This is a genomic window from Devosia sp. T2-14 (assembly GCF_055397495.1).
Window position 1 is genome coordinate 1,217,716 of record NZ_AP027921.1, and the last position, 17,840, is coordinate 1,235,555.

General features: G+C 64.9%; 13 protein-coding genes. 9 read left to right on the forward strand and 4 right to left on the reverse strand.

What is annotated here, in order from left to right; genetic code table 11:
• Positions 1-58: 58 nt before the first annotated feature.
• Entirely contained in the window at positions 59-286 is a 228-nt protein-coding gene (locus ACZ5WT_RS06070; protein ID WP_464286486.1) for a hypothetical protein, read from the reverse strand.
• Between the two features lie 153 nt (positions 287-439).
• Here ACZ5WT_RS06070 and ACZ5WT_RS06075 point away from each other — a divergent pair, with 153 nt between their 5' ends.
• The gene (locus ACZ5WT_RS06075; RefSeq protein ID WP_464286487.1) at positions 440-1,843 is read left to right on the forward strand and encodes a helix-turn-helix domain-containing protein; all 1,404 of its coding nucleotides are present in this window, start codon (positions 440-442) and stop codon (positions 1,841-1,843) included.
• A 181-nt stretch (positions 1,844-2,024) separates the two neighbouring features.
• Here the strand turns inward: ACZ5WT_RS06075 and ACZ5WT_RS06080 are convergent, their stop codons facing one another.
• The 3 genes from ACZ5WT_RS06080 to ACZ5WT_RS06090 form a co-directional block, all read right to left on the reverse strand.
• The gene (locus ACZ5WT_RS06080; protein ID WP_464286488.1) at positions 2,025-2,729 is read right to left on the reverse strand and encodes a helix-turn-helix transcriptional regulator; all 705 of its coding nucleotides are present in this window, start codon (positions 2,727-2,729) and stop codon (positions 2,025-2,027) included.
• Positions 2,730-2,873: 144 nt separating this feature from the next.
• Positions 2,874-3,992 carry an epoxide hydrolase family protein gene (locus ACZ5WT_RS06085; RefSeq protein WP_464286489.1) on the reverse strand — a complete coding sequence of 373 codons (1,119 nt, stop codon included), beginning with the start codon at positions 3,990-3,992 and terminating at the stop codon, positions 2,874-2,876.
• Positions 3,993-4,127: 135 nt separating this feature from the next.
• On the reverse strand, positions 4,128-5,141 hold the full coding sequence (locus tag ACZ5WT_RS06090; protein WP_464286490.1) for an aldose epimerase family protein: 1,014 nt from the start codon (positions 5,139-5,141) through the stop codon (positions 4,128-4,130).
• Positions 5,142-5,257: 116 nt separating this feature from the next.
• Between ACZ5WT_RS06090 and ACZ5WT_RS06095 the strand changes: the two genes are divergently transcribed.
• From ACZ5WT_RS06095 to ACZ5WT_RS06130, 8 genes are all read left to right on the forward strand, one after another.
• Positions 5,258-6,301, forward strand: coding sequence for a LacI family DNA-binding transcriptional regulator (locus tag ACZ5WT_RS06095; protein WP_464286491.1), 1,044 nt, complete (start codon positions 5,258-5,260; stop codon positions 6,299-6,301).
• Between the two features lie 92 nt (positions 6,302-6,393).
• Entirely contained in the window at positions 6,394-7,857 is a 1,464-nt protein-coding gene (gene xylB, locus ACZ5WT_RS06100) for a xylulokinase (RefSeq protein WP_464286492.1), read from the forward strand.
• The gene (xylA, locus tag ACZ5WT_RS06105) at positions 7,854-9,161 is read left to right on the forward strand and encodes a xylose isomerase (protein WP_464286493.1); all 1,308 of its coding nucleotides are present in this window, start codon (positions 7,854-7,856) and stop codon (positions 9,159-9,161) included. The genes xylB and xylA overlap by 4 nt, the downstream gene beginning before the upstream one ends.
• The gene (locus tag ACZ5WT_RS06110; protein ID WP_464286494.1) at positions 9,161-9,604 is read left to right on the forward strand and encodes an N-acetyltransferase family protein; all 444 of its coding nucleotides are present in this window, start codon (positions 9,161-9,163) and stop codon (positions 9,602-9,604) included. Before xylA ends, ACZ5WT_RS06110 begins: the two co-directional genes overlap by 1 nt.
• Positions 9,605-9,614: 10 nt before the next feature.
• On the forward strand, positions 9,615-11,240 hold the full coding sequence (locus ACZ5WT_RS06115; RefSeq protein WP_464286495.1) for a glycoside hydrolase family 43 protein: 1,626 nt from the start codon (positions 9,615-9,617) through the stop codon (positions 11,238-11,240).
• 182 nt (positions 11,241-11,422) lie between these two features.
• Positions 11,423-12,238: a DUF2189 domain-containing protein gene (locus ACZ5WT_RS06120; RefSeq protein WP_464286496.1), complete on the forward strand. Its 816-nt coding sequence runs from the start codon at positions 11,423-11,425 to the stop codon at positions 12,236-12,238.
• 112 nt (positions 12,239-12,350) lie between these two features.
• Positions 12,351-15,056 (forward strand): DNA mismatch repair protein MutS, encoded by a 2,706-nt coding sequence (mutS, locus tag ACZ5WT_RS06125; RefSeq protein ID WP_464286497.1) that lies wholly within the window; start codon positions 12,351-12,353, stop codon positions 15,054-15,056.
• Entirely contained in the window at positions 15,037-17,829 is a 2,793-nt protein-coding gene (locus ACZ5WT_RS06130) for a [protein-PII] uridylyltransferase (protein ID WP_464286498.1), read from the forward strand. Before mutS ends, ACZ5WT_RS06130 begins: the two co-directional genes overlap by 20 nt.
• Positions 17,830-17,840 lie beyond the last annotated feature (11 nt).

A 17,840-nucleotide genomic window follows, 5' to 3' on the forward strand; every position in this document is an offset into this window, starting at 1 on the left:
CCGCGCAGTCGTTGGCGGCCACTGAGCGGTTCCTCCCCGCGAGGGGGGCTGAAAGTTCCTACCCCGCAACCCGCCGGCAGAAGGTGGCGGCGATCACATCATTGCCAGAGAACAGGTCGCTGCTGTCGGTTTCGCCAACCACCGAGAAGCGGTGGCGGCCGATGCGGCCCATGATCGTATAGCCCTGCGCGCCCAGATTGCGGGTCTTGAACTGCTCCATCGCCTCGCGAACGGTGGGGGCGATGATGGTGAGATATTCGTCGCGGTCGCTCATGCTGGTGGTCATTGGAAGTCTCCTCACTCCGTTGCTGTAAACATTTGACAACGGGGCCGGATATGCAAGATATAACCAGCAAACGCCCAGTAAACCTGTAAAGCGGCAGTCAAGTCGTCGGGCAAGAATTGTAAAGTCTGTCAAGAAAGCGCTGGCGGAGGAGCCATGAACGACGCGCAGGACATGCAGATCGGCGGCCGCATCAAGCGGCTGCGGCGGCAGAAGAAGCTCGCCCAGGCCGATCTGGCGCAGGCGCTGGGCATTTCGGCCAGCTACCTCAATCTGATCGAGCACAACCGGCGCAAGGTCACGGTGCCGCTGCTGTTTTCCATTGCGGGCTATTTCGGCGTCGAACCGGGCGAGCTGGTCGATAGCGATGAGGGGCGGCTGGTCGGCGACCTGATGGAGGCCTTCGGCGATGACCTCTTTGCCGATAGCGACGTCACCAATCTCGAAATCCGCGACCTGGCCCACGCCAATCCCGCCGCCGCCCGGGCAATCCTCAAACTCTATGACCGCTATCGGGTGGTTGCCAGCACGGGGGCCGCCCCTGTGGCCGTCGATGCGCCCGAGCCCTTCCACCTCGCGACCGACGCGATTTCCGATTTCCTGCAGGAAAACGCCAACCACTTTCCGGCGCTTGAAGCGGCCGCCGAGCGCATCCGGGCCGATATCGACCACGCCGACGAGTATTTCGAACACGGCCTGCGCAGCTATCTGTTCAACGTCTTCGGCATGGAGGTGCGGCTGGCCTCGCTCCCGCACGGCATTGCCCGCCAGCTCGAGCCGCGGCGCAATCATCTGCTGGTCTCAGATATCCTGCCGGCGGAATCGGCCACGTTCCTCGTCGCCCACCAGCTCGGTCAGATGGCCATCGGCCACGAGATCGACGCCATCATTGCCGGCCTGCCCGAGGGCGATGCCCCGGTGCTGGCGCGCAATGTGCTGGCTGCCTATTTCGCCGCCGCGGTGATCATGCCTTATGAGCCCTTCCTGCGCGCCTGCCGCGAGTTCCGCTACGATATCGAGCGCATCGGCCGCCGCTTTGGAGCCAGTTTCGAGCAGGTCTGCCACCGTATGACGACGCTGCAGCGCAAGGGCGCGTCAGGCATTCCGCTCCATCTGGTGCGCACCGATATTGCCGGCAATATTTCCAAGCGCTTTTCGCTGTCCGGCATTCACATTCCGCGCCATTCGGGCGCCTGCCCGCGCTGGAATGTCTATTCGGCCTTTCTCAGCCCCGAGCGCATCAATATCCAGCTCAGCCAGATGCCCGACGGGCAGAAGTACTTCTGCATCGCCCGCACCATCGCCAAGGGCGATCACCGCTACAATGCCCCGCGCCGCTACATGTCGATCGGATTGGGCTGCGCGATCCACCATGCCCGCGACATGATCTATTCCGATGGCGTCGATCTTTCCGGCGACGGGCAGGTTGTGCCGATCGGGGTGGGCTGCCGCATCTGCCCGCGGCTGGAATGCGGCCAGCGCGCCCATCCCCCCGCCGACCACCGCTTTCGCTTCGACGACACCATCCGCCCCGAAAGTCTTTATGCGCGCATGAGTTGAGGGCGGCGTTGGCGGAGATTTCTGGGCGGTTCGCCGACCCACCCAGCCAACCCACCCACCCGCCAGCGCTGCCCGCGGACTTGATCCGCGGGCCACCCGCGCCTCGGCGCAAACACGGAGAGGCCCACGGATCAAGTCCGTGGGAAGCGCCCGTGGGGGATGATGAAATCAGCGGCAAAACCTATCGTTCGCCGCGCCGGTCATGTTCCCAGCTGTCATGCCATTCGCGTTCCAGCACCACGCGGCGCTTGCCGTAGCGCTCCTCGGTCAGCGTCAGCTCGACAATGCGGTCGGTGCGGAAATTGCGGAAGGCGGTGCGCAGGCAGCACCAGGCCGCGATGATCTGCTTGCCTTCGTAATAGGCCAACTGCACCGGCCAAATGGTGCGCTCGCTCGCCTTGCCGCCCTCATCCTCATAAGCGATGCGCAGCGCCTTTTCCGTGCGCATGGCTTGCCGAACCTGACCCAGGATCGGCATCGGCTGGCGCGAATTGGCTCCCCACACCGCGACCGGCCACAGGCCGGTATCGTTGATGCGGTCGCGCAAATCTTCGGGCGAGGCGGTGGCGATCTTGGCCAGGGCGTTCCGGGCCGCGGCGCCCAGCCCGTCATCGGGTTGCGCGCCAACCCAGCGGGCGCCCAGTACCAGCGCTTCCAGCTCTTCGGGCGTGAACATCAGCGGCGGCAGGAAGAAACCGGGCTTCAGCATGTAGCCCACCCCGGCCTCGCCATCGATCGGCGCGCCCAGCCCGATAAGGGTCTGCACGTCGCGATAGAGCGTGCGGACGGAAACGCCCTGCTCCTCGGCCAGGGCGGCTGCGGTAACCGGCCGGCGATGGCGGCGCAGCGCGTCCATGACCGCAAACAGACGCTCGGTCTTGTCCATGCTTTGTTCTCCTTTGGCGCCCTTGGATGCCAGATTCCATGGCGAACGCCAAGCGTCCGTATTGCGCTGCCGCGATGCCGTGCCAGCACCACCGGACGGCCTCGCCCCCATGATGGGCGCGAGTGGGAGGAAATGGCCCGCAGCTCAGGCAATCTGGCCATGGAAGGCCCTGATGTCATGGGCCATGGCCTCGGGCGCTTCGAGCGCCGGGAAATGCCCGCCACAGCTCAACTCGGTCCAGCGCACGATGTTCCACAGATGCCGTTCGCCCCAGGCGCGCGGCGCCGGAAAGTCAGCCGGCGGCAACATCACGGCGTGCGGAACCTCATGCCGCGGCGGCTTGATCAACAGGGTGCTGTCGGCAAAGGCCTCCTTGTAGAGCCGCACCGAGCTGCCGATGGTCTGGGTGAACCAGTAGACCGACAGGATGGTGGCGAGGTCCTCCAGCTCGAAGGCGTTGGTGATATCGCCGCCGGTATCGCCCCAGAAGTGATATTTTTCGAGGACCCAGCTGGCCAGCCCCGCCGGGGAATCGTTGAGCCCCACGGCCAGCGTGGCTGGCTTGGTGCCGTGCAGCAGGGCATAGGCGCCCTCGGAAAAGTTGAGCATGTCGACAGTCTGAAAATAGGCCTGCTCCTCCGGCGTCGCCTGCTCGGGTCGGGGCAGGCCCGAAAACACGTTGACGTAATGCGCCCCGATCAGCCGCTGGGGAAAATCGCGCACCAGCGCCATTTCGACGCCGCTGCCCATATCCGAGCCCGAAATCAGGAATCTGGGATAGTTGAGCCGGGTCATCAGTTCGGCCCAGAGCGGGGCGACGCGGCTCATATTCATGCCGGGTTTGCGCGGTTGCCCGGAAAAGCCGTAGCCGGGCAGCGAGGGGATCACCACGTCAAACGCCACCCCGTCGATCGGTTCGGTGAGCAGCGGCACCAGCGGCAGCAATTCGACGAAATTGCTCGGCCAGCCATTGGTGAGAAGCACCGGCACATTGGTTTCGCCCCGGCCCTTCACATGCACGAAATGCACCAGCTCGCCGTCGATGACCTCGGTGAACTGGGCAAAGGTGTTGAGCCGCGCCTCGGCGGCCCGCCAGTCATAGTGGTTGCCCCAGTAATCGACGAAGCTGCGGAGGAAAGCATCCTCGGTGCCATAGTCCCAGCCGGCCCCCTCGACGGTTTGCGGGAACCGCGTGGCGGCTAGCCGCGCCTTGAGGTCAGCGATGTCGGCGTCAGGCACGGCAATGGTGAAGGGGGTCGGCATGTCGGTTTCTCCAGTGGACGCTGGAGAAATCCTGCTGCCGCGTACTGACAATCCCCGTCAGCAACGATTCGTGCCCAAGGCACGCCCCGGTAACGCTGTTCCCTGAGGCTACGCGCTGAAGTGCGCGGAGGCGCCCTACGCGATTTCGAATTCGCACCAGTGCCGGTAGGGGCGCTCGGGCGAATAGATCACATTGGGGAAATGCGGATTGTGCACCGCGTCGGCAAAGGCCTGGTCTTCGAGGCAGAAGCCGGCATGCCTGCCATAGTGCCGGCCACCCAGGCCCGGCACCGGCACATTGGTCGAAACGCTGTTATAGACCTGCACGCCCGGCCGGTCGGACCAGAGCTTCAGCGTCAGCGCGCCATCGGGCCCCACGACCGTGGCGATCGGGTCGTTGTGGCTGCGGCCGGTATCGAGCGCCATGCCCACGTCATAATCCACCGGCCTGCCCTCGGCATCGCGCATGGTACGCGGCGTGCGCAGGTCAAACTTGGTGCCGCGCGAGGGCAGGATGGCCCCGGTCGGCGCCAGGTCCTCGGCGCCCAGCTCGGTATAGGCGCTCGAATTGACCTGGATCGTGTGGTCGAGCACGTCATTGCCCGTCCCCAGGTTGAAATACTGGTGCTGCACGAGGCTGATCGGGGTGGCCTGATCGGTGGTGGCCGACAGTTCCAGCCGCAGCTTGTTGCCTTTGAGCGTATAGGTCGCCGAAAAATTCACATTGCCGGGATAGCCCATGGCGCCGTCGGGCGAAAAATGGGTGAAGCGCACGGCATTGTTGGCTTCGTCCACCTGCCCGTCCCAGGCTTGCCGTCCCAGACCTTCAGTCCCGCCATGCAGCTGCATATTGTCCATGTTGGGGACCAGCTTGTGCGTCTTGCCGTTGAGTTCGAAGGATGCGCCCTTGATCCGGTTGGCCACGCGCCCGGCCAGCGAACCGAAATGGGGGCTGTGCTCCACATAGGATTGCAGGTCCTCGAACCCCAGCACCACCGAGCGCTCGCCGCCGGCCACCGGCACGCGCCAGTCGCGCACCGAGACGCCCCAGGAAATCAGATCGACGCTGACGCCGGTATCGCTCACCAGCTTGAACTGATCGACCCGCTTGCCGCCAAACTCACCAAAGGTCGAAACTGCGATAGCCATGCTTTCCCCCCGAAATCCGGTCAAACCTGTAGCGCGCTTCGCGCCCGGTCTGCAACGATGCACTTGACGTTTCGGCGAGGCCTGCCAAAGCTCGCGCAAACCACCAAGGAGGCAGCGTGAGCGAAATTGGTTTGAAACGCCGGGCCACCGTTCATGACGTGGCGCGGGCAGCAGGCGTTTCCCTGGCCACGGTCGATCGAGTGTTGAACGGACGCCCGGGCGTGCGCGCGGTCACCGTCGAAAAGGTCGAGGCCGCCATTGCCGAAATCGGCTTCCAGCGCGATCTCAGCGCCTCGCTGCTCGCCCGTTCCCGCGATCTCAAGCTCACCTTCATCCTGCCCGACAGCTCCAACGAGTTCATGGCGAGCCTTGCCGATGCGGTGACGCGCCGCTCCGGCCCGGCCCGGTCCGATCGCATGCATATCGAAACCATCCGCGTCCGTGCGCTCGATGCCAATGCGCTGGCGCAATGCCTCGATGGGCTCGATGCCGATGACTGCGACTGCGCCATCATCGTCGCCAGCCAGGAGCCCTCCGTGCAGGCCGCCGTCGATGGCGCCACCCGGCGAGGCATCGATGTGATGACCCTGGTCTCCGACCTGCCCGGCACGCAGCGCCGGCACTTTATCGGCATCGACAACACCGCCGCCGGCCGCACCGCCGCCTCGCTGATGGGGCGTTTTCTGCCCCAGGGCGGCAAGGTGGCCGTAATCGCCGGATCGCTCCACCTGCGCGACCATGCCGATCGCCTTGCCGGGTTCCGCGCCGTGCTGGCCGCCGAATTCCCCACTATCGCGCTGATCGGCCCGGTGGTCGGGCACGACGAGCGGGCCGAAACCGAGGCCATTGTTGGCGAGTTGCTGGCCCAGCATCCCGACCTCGCCGGGCTCTACAATTTGGGCGCCGGCAATACCGGCATGGTGACCGGGCTCGAGGCGTCGCGGCGCTCCCGCGCTATTCGCGTCATCGCCCATGAACTGACCGAGCCCAGTCGCAGGGGGCTGCAATCGGGCGCCATCGATGTGGTGCTCGACCAGAACCCCGATGGCGAAATCCGCGAGGCTATTGCCGCCGCGCGGCAGCTGGCGCTGGGCGGCGACGGCAGCGGCGTGGGCGCCCCCATTGAAATCGGGATTTTCCTGCGCGACAATCTGCGCTAAGAAAGCGCCATTCATCACACCGGCGTGGCCCTAAAAATGGGCCGGGAGGACGTTCAGATGTTGTGTTTAGCCCGTCATGAGGTACGTGCCTCATGACTTATCTCGGTATCGATATCGGCACATCCGGCGTCAAGGCGCTGCTGATCGACGCGCAGGGCCGCGCCCTGGGCGAAGCCTCGGCCGCGGCGGTGGAACCGGTCCGTCCTCATCCTGGCTGGTCCGAGCAGAACCCCGCCGATTGGTGGACCGCCACCCTCGCTGCCGTGGACAAACTCAGCCAGACCCACCCGACCGAGCTCGCCTCGGTGCGCGGCATCGGCCTTTCCGGCCACATGCATGGCGCCACCCTGCTCGATGCCAATGACCAGGTGCTGCGCCCGGCCATCCTGTGGAACGATGGCCGCTCGGCTGCCGAGTGCCGCGAAATGGAGGCCGCCCTCCCCACTCTGCGCCAGCTGGCCGGCAATATCGCCATGCCGGGCTTCACCGCGCCCAAGATCGCCTGGGTGCGCAAGCATGAGCCCGCCATTTTCGAGAAGACCGCCAAGGTCTTGCTGCCCAAGGCCTATATCCGCCTGCTGCTCAGTGGCGAGCATGTCGAAGACATGTCCGACGCCGCCGGTACGCTCTGGCTCGATGTCGGCAAGCGCGACTGGTCCGACGAGCTGCTGGCCGCTACCGGGTTCACCCGGTCGCACATGCCGCGCCTCGTCGAAGGCTCGGCGCCGTCCGCCGTGCTCAAGCGCGAGCTGGCCCGCCGCTGGGGCATGAGCGAGAATGTCGTGATCGCCGGTGGTGCCGGTGACAACGCGGCTTCCGCCTGCGGCATCGGAGCCATCCGGCCCGGCGAGGGTTTCGTGTCGCTCGGCACCTCGGGCGTGCTGTTCGTCTCCAACGACCGCTTCCGTCTCAATACCGAAGGGGCGGTGCACGCCTTCTGCCACGCCATTCCCGATACCTGGCACCAGATGGGGGTCATCCTCAGCGCCACCGACAGCCTCAACTGGCTGAGCCATTTGACCGGCCGCAAGCAGGCCGACCTCTCCGCCGCCGCCGAGGCCGGGTTCACCGGTCCGGGCGAAGAGATCTTCCTGCCCTATCTCTCGGGCGAGCGCACCCCGCACAACAATGCCGGCGCGCGCGGGTCTTTCGTCGGCCTCTCGCACCTGTCTGATGCCAGCAAGATGGCCCAGGCGGTGATGGAGGGCGTTGCCTTTGCCTTCCGCGACAGCCAGCGCGTGCTGAGCGATGCCGGCACCAAGATCGATCGCCTGCTGGCGGTGGGCGGCGGCAGCAAGTCTGCCCTCTGGCTCAGGCTGCTCGCCACCAATCTCGATATGGAAATCGCCGTGCCCGAGGATGGCGATTTCGGTGGGGCGCTGGGCGCCGCCCGGCTTGGCCTCTGCGCCGCCGAAGGCGCGTCGCCCCAGAGCGTGATGACCATGCCGCCGATCCGCACCGTGATCGCGCCCGACCGCAGCCTGTCTTCCGCCTATTCCGACCAATATGCGCGCTATCGCGCTCTTTATCCCGCCATCGAGGAGGCACGTAAGTGACGGATTTCTTTAAAGGTATCGCCCCGGTCAAGTTCGAGGGACCCAACAGCACCAACCCATTGGCCTATCGCCACTACAACAAGGACGAGATCGTTCTTGGCAAGCGGATGGAAGACCATATCCGCCCCGGCGTCGCCTATTGGCACACCTTTGCCTGGGAGGGCGGCGACCCCTTTGGCGGCCGTACCTTCGACCGGCCCTGGTTCGACAAGGGCATGGAGGGCGCGCGCCTCAAGGCCGATGTGGCCTTCGAGCTGTTCGACCTGCTCGACATGCCCTTCTTCTGCTTCCACGACGCCGATATCGCCCCCGAAGGCGCGACCCTGGCCGAGAGCAACCGCAATGTGCGGGCGATCGGCGAGATCTTTGCCCGCAAGATGGAAACCAGCCGCACCAAGCTCCTCTGGGGCACGGCCAACCTCTTCTCCAACCGCCGCTACATGTCGGGCGCCGCGACCAATCCCGATCCCGAAGTCTTCGCCTATGCCGCCGGCCAGGTGAAGAACGTGCTGGAGCTGACCCATGAGCTGGGCGGCGCCAACTATGTGCTGTGGGGCGGCCGCGAGGGCTACGAAACCCTGCTTAACACCAAGATCGGCCAGGAACAGGACCAGATGGGCCGCTTCCTGCACATGGTCATCGAGCATGCCGAAAAGATAGGCTTCAAGGGCCAGATCCTGATCGAGCCCAAGCCGCAGGAACCCAGCAAGCACCAGTATGATTTCGACGTCGCCACAGTCTATGGGTTCCTCAAGAAGTATGGGCTGGAAACCAAGGTGAAGTGCAATATCGAGGTCGGCCACGCGTTCCTGGCCAATCACTCCTTCGAGCACGAACTGGCGCTTGCCGCTTCGCTGGGGATTCTCGGTTCGGTCGATGCCAACCGCAACGACATCCAGTCCGGCTGGGATACCGACCAGTTCCCCAATTCTGTGCCCGACACCACCTTGGCCTTCTACCAGATCCTCAAGGCCGGCGGTCTCAATTCGGGCGGCTGGAACTTCGACGCCAAGGTGCGCCGCCAGTCCATCGATCCCGCCGACCTGCTGCATGGCCATATCGGCGGCCTCGACGTGCTGGCCCGCTCGCTCAAGGCAGCCGCCGCGATCATCGAGGACGGCACCTATGACAGGGCGGTCGACGCCCGCTATGCCGGCTGGAACAAGGGTCTCGGCAAGGACATCCTGGGCGGCAAGCTCTCGCTCGCCGACCTCGCTGCCAAGGTCGATGCCGAGAACATCAACCCGCAGCCGCGCTCCGGCCAGCAGGAATATCTCGAAAACCTGATCAACCGCTTCGTTTGATGATTCGGGCTCTCGAACCGACCGACCGGGCGGCATGGACAGCGTTGTGGCGGGACTATCTCGCCTTCTACGAAACCGTGCTGCCCGACGAGGTCTATGCCTCAACCTGGTCGCGCCTGCTCGATACCGGTGAACCCACCTGGGGCGCTCTGGCGCTCCAGGATGGCCAGCCTGTGGGACTCGTGCACTGGATCTATCACCGCACCAATTGGTCGCTGGCTGACACTTGCTACCTGCAGGATCTGTTCGTGGCCGAAGCCGGTCGCGGACAAGGCCATGGCCGTCGGCTCATCGAGCATGCTGCGGCGCAGGCAACGGCTCGGTCCTGCAGCCGCCTCTACTGGACAACGCACCATACCAACAAAACGGCGATGCAGCTCTACGACCGGCTCGCCAGTGAATCAGGGTTCCTGCAGTACCGCATGACCCTGCCGACCTCTTAGGATCCTGGCGATGCCCCAACTGACCAATCCCATCCTGCCCGGCTTCAATCCGGACCCGTCCATCCTGCGCGTCGGCGACGACTATTACATCGCCACCTCGACCTTCGAATGGTTCCCGGGGGTGCAGATCCATCACAGCAAGGACCTCGCCAACTGGACCCTGCTCACCCGCCCGCTCAACCGCAAGACTCAGCTCGACATGCGCGGCGATCCCGACAGCTGCGGCGTCTGGGCTCCCTGCCTCACCCATGACGGCGAAAAGTTCTGGCTGGTCTATACCGACGTCAAGCGCAAGGACGGCTCATTCAAGGACGCCCATAACTACATCGTCTGGGCCGACAAGATCGAAGGCCCGTGGTCCGACCCGGTCTATGCCAATAGCTCCGGCTTTGATCCCAGCCTGTTTCACGACGACGACGGCAAGAAGTGGTTCGTCAACATGCTGTGGGACCATCGCGCCCGCCCGCTCAAGTTCGCCGGCATCGCTTTGCAGGAATTTGACGCCGCACAGGGCAAGCTCGTCGGCCCGATCAAGAACATCTATCAGGGCACGGATCTCAAGCTCGTCGAAGGCCCACATCTCTACAAGCGCCGGGGAAAAGATGGAAAGCCCTGGTATTATCTGCTGACCGCGGAGGGCGGCACGGCCTATGACCACGCGGTCACCTTCGCCCGCTCGCGCCATATCGATGGGCCCTACGAAACCCATCCCGACAAGCATATCCTCACCTCCAAGGACGCCCCCTTCGCCGCCATCCAGCGCGCCGGGCATGGCGACCTGGTCGAGACCCCCGATGGCAAGACTTATCTGGTCCATCTCGGCGGCCGCCCGACCACCCAGGAACGCCGCTGCGTGCTGGGGCGCGAAACCTCGATCCAGGAGGCCTATTGGGGCGATGACGACTGGATTCACGTGAAACACGGCCCTGTGCCGTCGCTGCATGTCGACGTGCCCGGCACCCGCGACGATGCCCCCTATTGGGCCGAGCAGCGCTACACCTTCGAGGGCGAACTACCGCTCGACTTCCAGTGGCTGCGCACCCCGGAAACCGACCGCATCTTCACGCTGCAGGACAGCAAGCTGCGTTTGTTCGGCCGCGAATCGATCGGTTCGTGGTTCGAGCAGGCTTTGGTGGCCCGCCGCCAGACCCACTTTTCCTACGATGCCGAAACCGTGGTGGATTTCACCGCCACCGACGAACGCACCATGGCGGGCCTCACCGCTTATTACAGCCGCTACAATTTCTTCTATCTGGCCGTCACCGCCCATGCCGATGGCCAGCGCGAACTGCTGCTGATGACCTCGGAAGCCAGCTGGCCCGATGGCAATCTGCGCTTCCCGGCCGAGCCGGTGCAGATCCCCAATACCGGCAAGGTCAAGCTGGCCCTGACCATTCGCGGTCGCCAGCTGCAGTTCTTCTATGCGCTCGAGGGGCAGGAGCTGCAGCCCATCGGCCCCGTGCTCGATGCCTCGCTGCTTTCGGATGAGTGCGGTGGCCATCAGGCCCATGGCAGCTTCACCGGGGCTTTCGTCGGCATGGCGGCGCACGATCTCAACGGCACCGCCAGCCCCGCCGATTTCGACTATTTCCTCTACCGGCCGGTGCGCCACGCCACCGATCGCTACGAGATCTAGCAAAGCCGGCGATAGCGGCCGGGGCAGACCCGGCCGCTATCGTGCTCGGGCTTAATCACATTCTGCCGATCCGGCGCGACAATTGCCACAATTGGGCATAAGCTTGAATTCTTGCTGGTCGCCGGGTTGTTACCGTGACTTCAGCGCGGTCCCGACGGCCTCTTGATGGAGGGCTGAAGGCCATGTCTCATTTTCATGTGATTACCGGCGCGGGTGACAAGCTCGATCTACCCGTCATTCGCACCATCACCATCGGCGATACCGTCGACGCCTTGCGTCGGGGCATATCCGATTTCTGGGAGCAGCCCAGTCACTACGCCATGCTGGTGCTGATCTATCCCATCATCGGCATCGTGCTGACCGTGTGGATGAAGGGCTTCTACACCTGGCCCCTGCTCTATCCGCTGGTCGGCGGCTTCGCGCTGGTGGGCCCGTTCGCCGCCATCGGCCTCTACGAAATCTCCCGGCGCCGCGAACAGGGGATCGATACCTCCTGGAAGCATGCTTTCGAAGTGCTGCGTTCGCCGGCCATCGGCTCCATCGCCGCCGTCGGGGTGATGCTGTTCGCCGTGTTCACGCTCTGGCTCACCGCCGCCCAGTCGCTCTACGAAAGCATTTTCGGCTCGATGACGCCGATGACCTTCGGCGGCCTCATCCAGCAGGTCTTCACCCAGCCCGGCGGCATGACGCTGCTGATCGTGGGTACGCTGATCGGGGCACTGTTCGCGCTGGTGACGCTCTGCACCACCGTCATCGCCTTCCCGCTGCTGCTCGATCGCGATGTGGGGGCCTTTGTGGCGGTGGAAACCTCGTTCCGCGCCGTGATGCGCAATCCCATCCCCATGCTGGCCTGGGGCATCATTGTCGGGGTGGGGCTGTTCCTCGGCTCGCTCCCGCTCTTTGTGGGTCTGGCAGTGGTCATCCCGATCTTCGGCCACGCCACCTGGCACCTCTATCGCAAGGTGGTCGAACCGGCTTCGGCGATCCGTGGCACCTGAAGCGCCGCTTTCGCCCGGGGGGAAGATGCCCACATCTAACCGAGGCCGTGCGGTTGGCTTCCCCCTGCAAATTGCATAAGGTCTCGGCTCCCTTGCCGAGACCTGTATGCTGATGGACCAGTCGCCTATCGAACCCGCGCTTGCCCCGGCGCTGACGCCGATGATGGCGCAGTATTTCGAGATCAAGGCGGTTAATCCCGGCTATCTGCTGTTCTATCGCATGGGCGATTTCTACGAGCTGTTCTTCGAGGACGCCGAGATCGCCAGCGCCGCCCTTGGCATCGTGCTGACCAAGCGCGGCAAGCATCTGGGCCAGGATATCGGCATGTGCGGCGTGCCCATCCACGCCGCCAACGACTATCTCAACAAGCTGATCAAGCTGGGCCATCGCGTCGCCATCTGCGAGCAGGTGGAAGACCCCAAGGAAGCCAAGAAGCGCGGCTCCAAATCGGTGGTGAAGCGCGAAGTGGTGCGCCTGATCACCGCCGGCACGCTGACCGAGGACGATCACCTCGATGCGCGCCGCTCCAATTTCCTCGCCGCCCTCGCCATGGTGCGGCACGGGGAAACCGATTTCGCCCTCGCCTGGGCCGATGTGTCGACCGGCGAGACCTTTACCGCCGATCTCAGTGCCGAGCAGGTGCAGGACGAACTGGCCCGCATCGACCCCGCCGAATTCCTGCTCACTGACGCCACCCGCGCTGCCCTGGTCGAACGGCACCTGTTTGCCCCCAGCTGGGCCAGCATTGCCCATGCCGCCCCGCCCGAGAGCTTTGACAGCGAAGCGGCTGCCGCCACCCTGCGCGCCGCCTTCCCGGCCGGCGATTTCGATCCCACCGCCCTGTCGCGCGCCTCCCGCTCGGCGCTGGGCGCCATGCTGGCCTATATCAGCGACAGCCAGAAGGGCGTCGGCGTTGCTCTGCGCGCGCCCCGCGCCGATAGCGCCAGCCGCCATATGGCGATCGATCAGGCCACCCGCTCCAGCCTCGAGCTGCACCAGACCCAGCGCGGCCAGCATCGCGGCTCGCTCCGCCAGGTCATCGATCTCACCGTCACCGCGCCCGGCTCGCGCCTGCTGGCCGCGCGCCTGGCCTCCCCGCTGGCCGATGCCGCTGCCATCAATGAGCGGCTCGATGCGGTGGGCCTGCTCGCCAACGACACCCTGCTCAATGGCCGCCTGCGGGCCGATCTGAAATCGGTGCCCGACCTCGCCCGCGCCCTGACGCGCCTCGCGCTGGATCGCGGTGGCCCGCGCGACCTTGCTGCCATCGGCCGCGCCGTTAGCGCCGCGACGGTGCTGGCCACTCATTTTGCCCGCCTTCCCGATGTGCCGGCGGTTCTGGCGCGCCTGGCCGCCACCCTTGCCGCCGCGCCCTTGCCGCTGGCCTCCGAGCTGGCGCTGGCGCTCGATGATGAATTGCCGCTCCTCAGCCGCGATGGCGGTTTTGTGCGGAAGGGCTATGACGCCACTCTCGATGGCGAACGGGCCCTCGCCAGCGAAACCCGCGCCGTGGTGGCGGCGCTGCAGGCCCGGCTGATCGAGGAAACCGACGTCCGCTCCCTCAAGATCAAGCACAATGGCGTCCTGGGCTATTTCGTCGAGGTCCCCGCCAACCATGGCGGCAAGCTGCTCGAAGAGCCGCACCGGCAGACCTTCATCCACCGCCAGACCATGGCCAATGCCATGCGCTTCACCACCACCGAACTGGCCGATCTCGAAGGCCGCATCGCTAGGGCCCATGAGGCCGCGCTCGAGATCGAACTGCGCGTCTTCGCCGGGCTGCGCACCGATGTGCTGGCTTTGACCGATGCGCTGCGGGGCCTTGCCGATGCGCTGGCCGAGCTCGACGTCACCACGGCGCTCGCCCATCTGGCCGCCACCCGCAGCTATACCCGCCCCGAGATCGACAATTCCCTCGCCTTCGCCATCCAGGGCGGCCGCCATCCCGTCGTGGAAGATATGGTCACCGCCGAGGGCCACAGCTTTGTCGCCAATGACGCCGATCTCTCCGGCGACGAGGCCAGCGGCGGCGGCCGCCTCTGGCTGGTCACCGGCCCGAACATGGGCGGTAAGTCGACCTTCCTGCGCCAGAACGCGCTGATCGCGATCCTCGCGCAGATGGGCAGCTTCGTGCCGGCCAGCTCGGCCCATATCGGCGTCATCGACCGGGTTTTCTCCCGCGTCGGGGCAAGCGACGATATCGCGCATGGCCGCTCCACCTTCATGGTCGAAATGGTCGAAACCTCTGCCATTCTCAATCGCGCCACCCGCCGTTCGCTGGTTGTGCTCGACGAGATCGGCCGTGGCACCGCCACCTTCGATGGCCTTTCCATCGCCTGGGCCGCCGTCGAGGCCCTGCACGAAACCACCGGTTGCCGCGCGCTGTTTGCCACGCATTTCCATGAGCTTACCTCCCTCGCCAAGACCCTGTCCCGGGTCAGCAACGTCACCATGAAGGTGCGCGAGTGGGAGGGCGACGTGGTGTTCCTGCATGAAGTGGGCCCCGGCGCCGCCGACCGCTCCTATGGCATACAGGTGGCGCGGCTGGCCGGCTTGCCCGAACCGGTCCTGGCCCGTGCAAGGCAGGTTTTGACCGTGCTCGAACAGCGCTCGGCGGGAACGGCCTCTTCCAGCCAGAAGGCCAGCGTGCTAGACGATTTGCCACTTTTCGCGCATCAGCAGCCCGCCCCGGCAGCCGGACCAGACCCATTGCACGTTGCACTCGACGCCGTCCGACCCGACGAAATGACCCCCAAGCAAGCGATTGAAGCGCTCTACGAGTTGAAGAAAATCCGCGATGACGCTCGCCGAAGCTGAGGTAAAACCGCGAAAACCGCTCTTCGTCCTGAAATCAGCCGAGACGCTGCTCGGCGAACTCGACGCGGTCATTGATTCCGAAGCGCCCAAATCCGCCGCTTCCCGCGCGGCCGTCCTGGCCCATATGCGCCAGACCCTGGCCGAGGCCCGCAAGCAGGCCGAAGCCGAACTGCTCGCCACCGGCAAGGGCACGCGCTGCGCGCAGAACCTGTCCAATGCGCAGGACGAAATCATCGCCGCGCTGCACCTGTTTGCCACCCGCCGCGTCTATCCGGTCGATAATCCCTCCGGCGCCGAGGCCATCGCCCTTTCGGCTGTCGGTGGCTATGGCCGCGGCACGCTGGCCCCCGGCAGCGACATCGACCTACTGTTCATCCTGCCCTACAAGCAGACCCCCTGGGGCGAGCAGGTCACCGAATACATCCTCTATATGCTCTGGGATCTCGGCCAGAAGGTCGGCCACGCTGTCCGCTCGGTCGAGGAATGCATCCGCATGGCCCGCGCCGACATGACCGTGCGCACCGCAACGCTGGAAGCGCGCTATCTCACCGGCGACAAGACCCTCTTCGGCCAGCTCGTCGAGCGCTTCGCGTCCGAGATCATGCCCAATACGGGTCCCGAATTCATCGCCGCCAAGATGGCCGAGCGCGACGAGCGCCACCGCGTCATGGGCAATACCCGCTATGTGGTCGAGCCCAATATCAAGGACGGCAAGGGCGGCCTGCGCGACCTCAATACCCTGTTCTGGATCGGCAAATACTTCTACCAGGTCAAGACCAGCCAGGAGCTGGTCGGCAAGGGCGTGCTGTCGGCCGCCGAATACCGGCTGTTCTCGCGCGCCGAGGACTTCTTGTGGGCGGTGCGGTGCCACCTGCATTTCGTCACCCACCGCGCCGAGGAAAAGCTCACCTTCGACATGCAGCCCGAATTGGCCGAGCGCATGGGCTATGCCCAGCGCGTCGGCATGCTGGGCGTCGAGCGCTTCATGAAGCGTTACTTTCTGGTCGCCAAGGATGTGGGCGATCTCACCCGCATCATCTGCGCCAGCCTCGAATTCAACCACGCCAAGGACATGGATATCGTCGGGCGCGTGCTGGCCCCGTTCCGTTCGGGCCGCAGCAAGATCAAGGGCGAGACCGATTTCGTGCTCGATACCGGCCGGCTCAACCTGGCCAGTCCCGACGTGTTCGAAAAAGACCCGGTCAGCCTTATCCGCATCTTCCTGGTGGCCGGGCGCGAGCAATTGCTGTTCCACCCCGACGCCATCAAGGTCATCACCCGCTCGCTGCGCCTGATCGACAACAAGCTGCGCAATGACCGGCGCGCCAACGACTATTTCCTGACCATCCTCACCGATCCTCAATCGGTGGAACGCATCCTGCGCCAGATGAACGAAAGCGGCGTGCTCGGCCGCTTCGTGCCCGATTTCGGCAAGATTGTCGCCCTGATGCAGTTCAACATGTACCACCACTATACGGTGGACGAGCATCTGATCCGGGCCGTCGGCGTCATGGCGCAGATCGCCAATGGGGGCCTGCGCAACGAGCTGCCGCTGACCCACGAATTGCTGCCCCAGCTCAACGATACGCGCCTGCTCTATGTGGCGCTGTTCCTGCACGATATCGCCAAGGGGCGCCCCGAAGACCATTCCCAGGCTGGCGCAAAAATCGCGCGCAAACTCTGCCCGCGCTTTGGCCTCTCCGCCGCCGAAACCGACACCGTCGCCTGGCTGATCGAATACCACCTGCTGATGAGCGAGATCGCCCAGGCGCGCGATATCCAGGACCCCGAAACCGCCAAGGCCTTTGCCGATGTGGTCCAGTCGCCCCAGCGGCTGGCTTTGCTGATGATCCTCACCGCCTGCGATATTCGCGCGGTGGGCCCCGGCGTCTGGACCGGCTGGAAGGGGAGCCTGCTGCGCGCCCTCTACTACGCCACCGAGCCCCTGCTCTCGGGCGGCCATAGCCAGGTCACCCATTCCGACCGCATCGAGGCGGCGCGGCATCAGCTGGCCGAGGCGCTCTTGAGCTGGCCGCAGGACGATGTCTCCGCGTATATCGCGCGCCACTACGATCACTATTGGCTGCGCGCCGAGCCGGAACTGCAGGTGGAGCACGCCCGCATGATCCGCCATGCCGATCAGGCCGGCGACGCCTTTGCCGGGTCGATCCGGGTCAAGGCTTTCGAGGGCATTACCGAGGTCAGCTTCTATACGCCCGACCATCCGCGCCTGCTCTCGCTGATCGCCGGTGCCTGCACCATGCAGGATGCCTCCATCATCGGCGCGCAGATCTTCTCCACCCGCGACGGCCGCGCCATCGATACGTTCCGGCTGCGCCGCTCCTTCACCTCCGACGAGGATGAAAAGGTCCGCGCCACCCGCATCATCGATACGGTGCGGCAGCTGCTGCAGGGCAAGCGGCAGATCCTGATCGATCTGGGCAAGGAATCGCGCCACAACAAGCGCCTCAAGCCCTTTGCCCTGCCCGCCCAGGTACTGGTCTCCAATACCCTGTCGGAAAAGTTCACCGTCATCGAGGTCTCGGGCCTCGATCGCATGGGCCTGCTGCATTCGCTGACCCACCAGATCGCCGATCTCAGCCTGACCATCGGCTCGGCCCATATCGGCACCTATGGCGAAAAGGCCGTCGACGTCTTCTACGTCACCGACCTGACCGGCCAGAAGATCATGAGCAAGCCGCGCCAGCGCAAGATTCATGACGCCCTGATGAGCGTCTTCCAGCCCCGCTCGGAGAAGCTGGGCAATGGGTAGTGCCAAGCTAG

Excerpts from the sequence above, each read along its gene's own strand:
- ACZ5WT_RS06070 (WP_464286486.1), bottom strand. The coding sequence starts at position 286 with ATGACCACCAGCATGAGCGACCGCGACGAATATCTCACCATCATCGCC.
- ACZ5WT_RS06075 (WP_464286487.1), top strand. The coding sequence starts at position 440 with ATGAACGACGCGCAGGACATGCAGATCGGCGGCCGCATCAAGCGGCTG.
- ACZ5WT_RS06080 (WP_464286488.1), bottom strand. The coding sequence starts at position 2,729 with ATGGACAAGACCGAGCGTCTGTTTGCGGTCATGGACGCGCTGCGCCGC.
- ACZ5WT_RS06085 (WP_464286489.1), bottom strand. The coding sequence starts at position 3,992 with ATGCCGACCCCCTTCACCATTGCCGTGCCTGACGCCGACATCGCTGAC.
- ACZ5WT_RS06090 (WP_464286490.1), bottom strand. The coding sequence starts at position 5,141 with ATGGCTATCGCAGTTTCGACCTTTGGTGAGTTTGGCGGCAAGCGGGTC.
- xylB (WP_464286492.1), top strand. The coding sequence starts at position 6,394 with ATGACTTATCTCGGTATCGATATCGGCACATCCGGCGTCAAGGCGCTG.
- ACZ5WT_RS06110 (WP_464286494.1), top strand. The coding sequence starts at position 9,161 with ATGATTCGGGCTCTCGAACCGACCGACCGGGCGGCATGGACAGCGTTG.
- ACZ5WT_RS06115 (WP_464286495.1), top strand. The coding sequence starts at position 9,615 with ATGCCCCAACTGACCAATCCCATCCTGCCCGGCTTCAATCCGGACCCG.
- ACZ5WT_RS06120 (WP_464286496.1), top strand. The coding sequence starts at position 11,423 with ATGTCTCATTTTCATGTGATTACCGGCGCGGGTGACAAGCTCGATCTA.
- mutS (WP_464286497.1), top strand. The coding sequence starts at position 12,351 with ATGGACCAGTCGCCTATCGAACCCGCGCTTGCCCCGGCGCTGACGCCG.
- ACZ5WT_RS06130 (WP_464286498.1), top strand. The coding sequence starts at position 15,037 with ATGACGCTCGCCGAAGCTGAGGTAAAACCGCGAAAACCGCTCTTCGTC.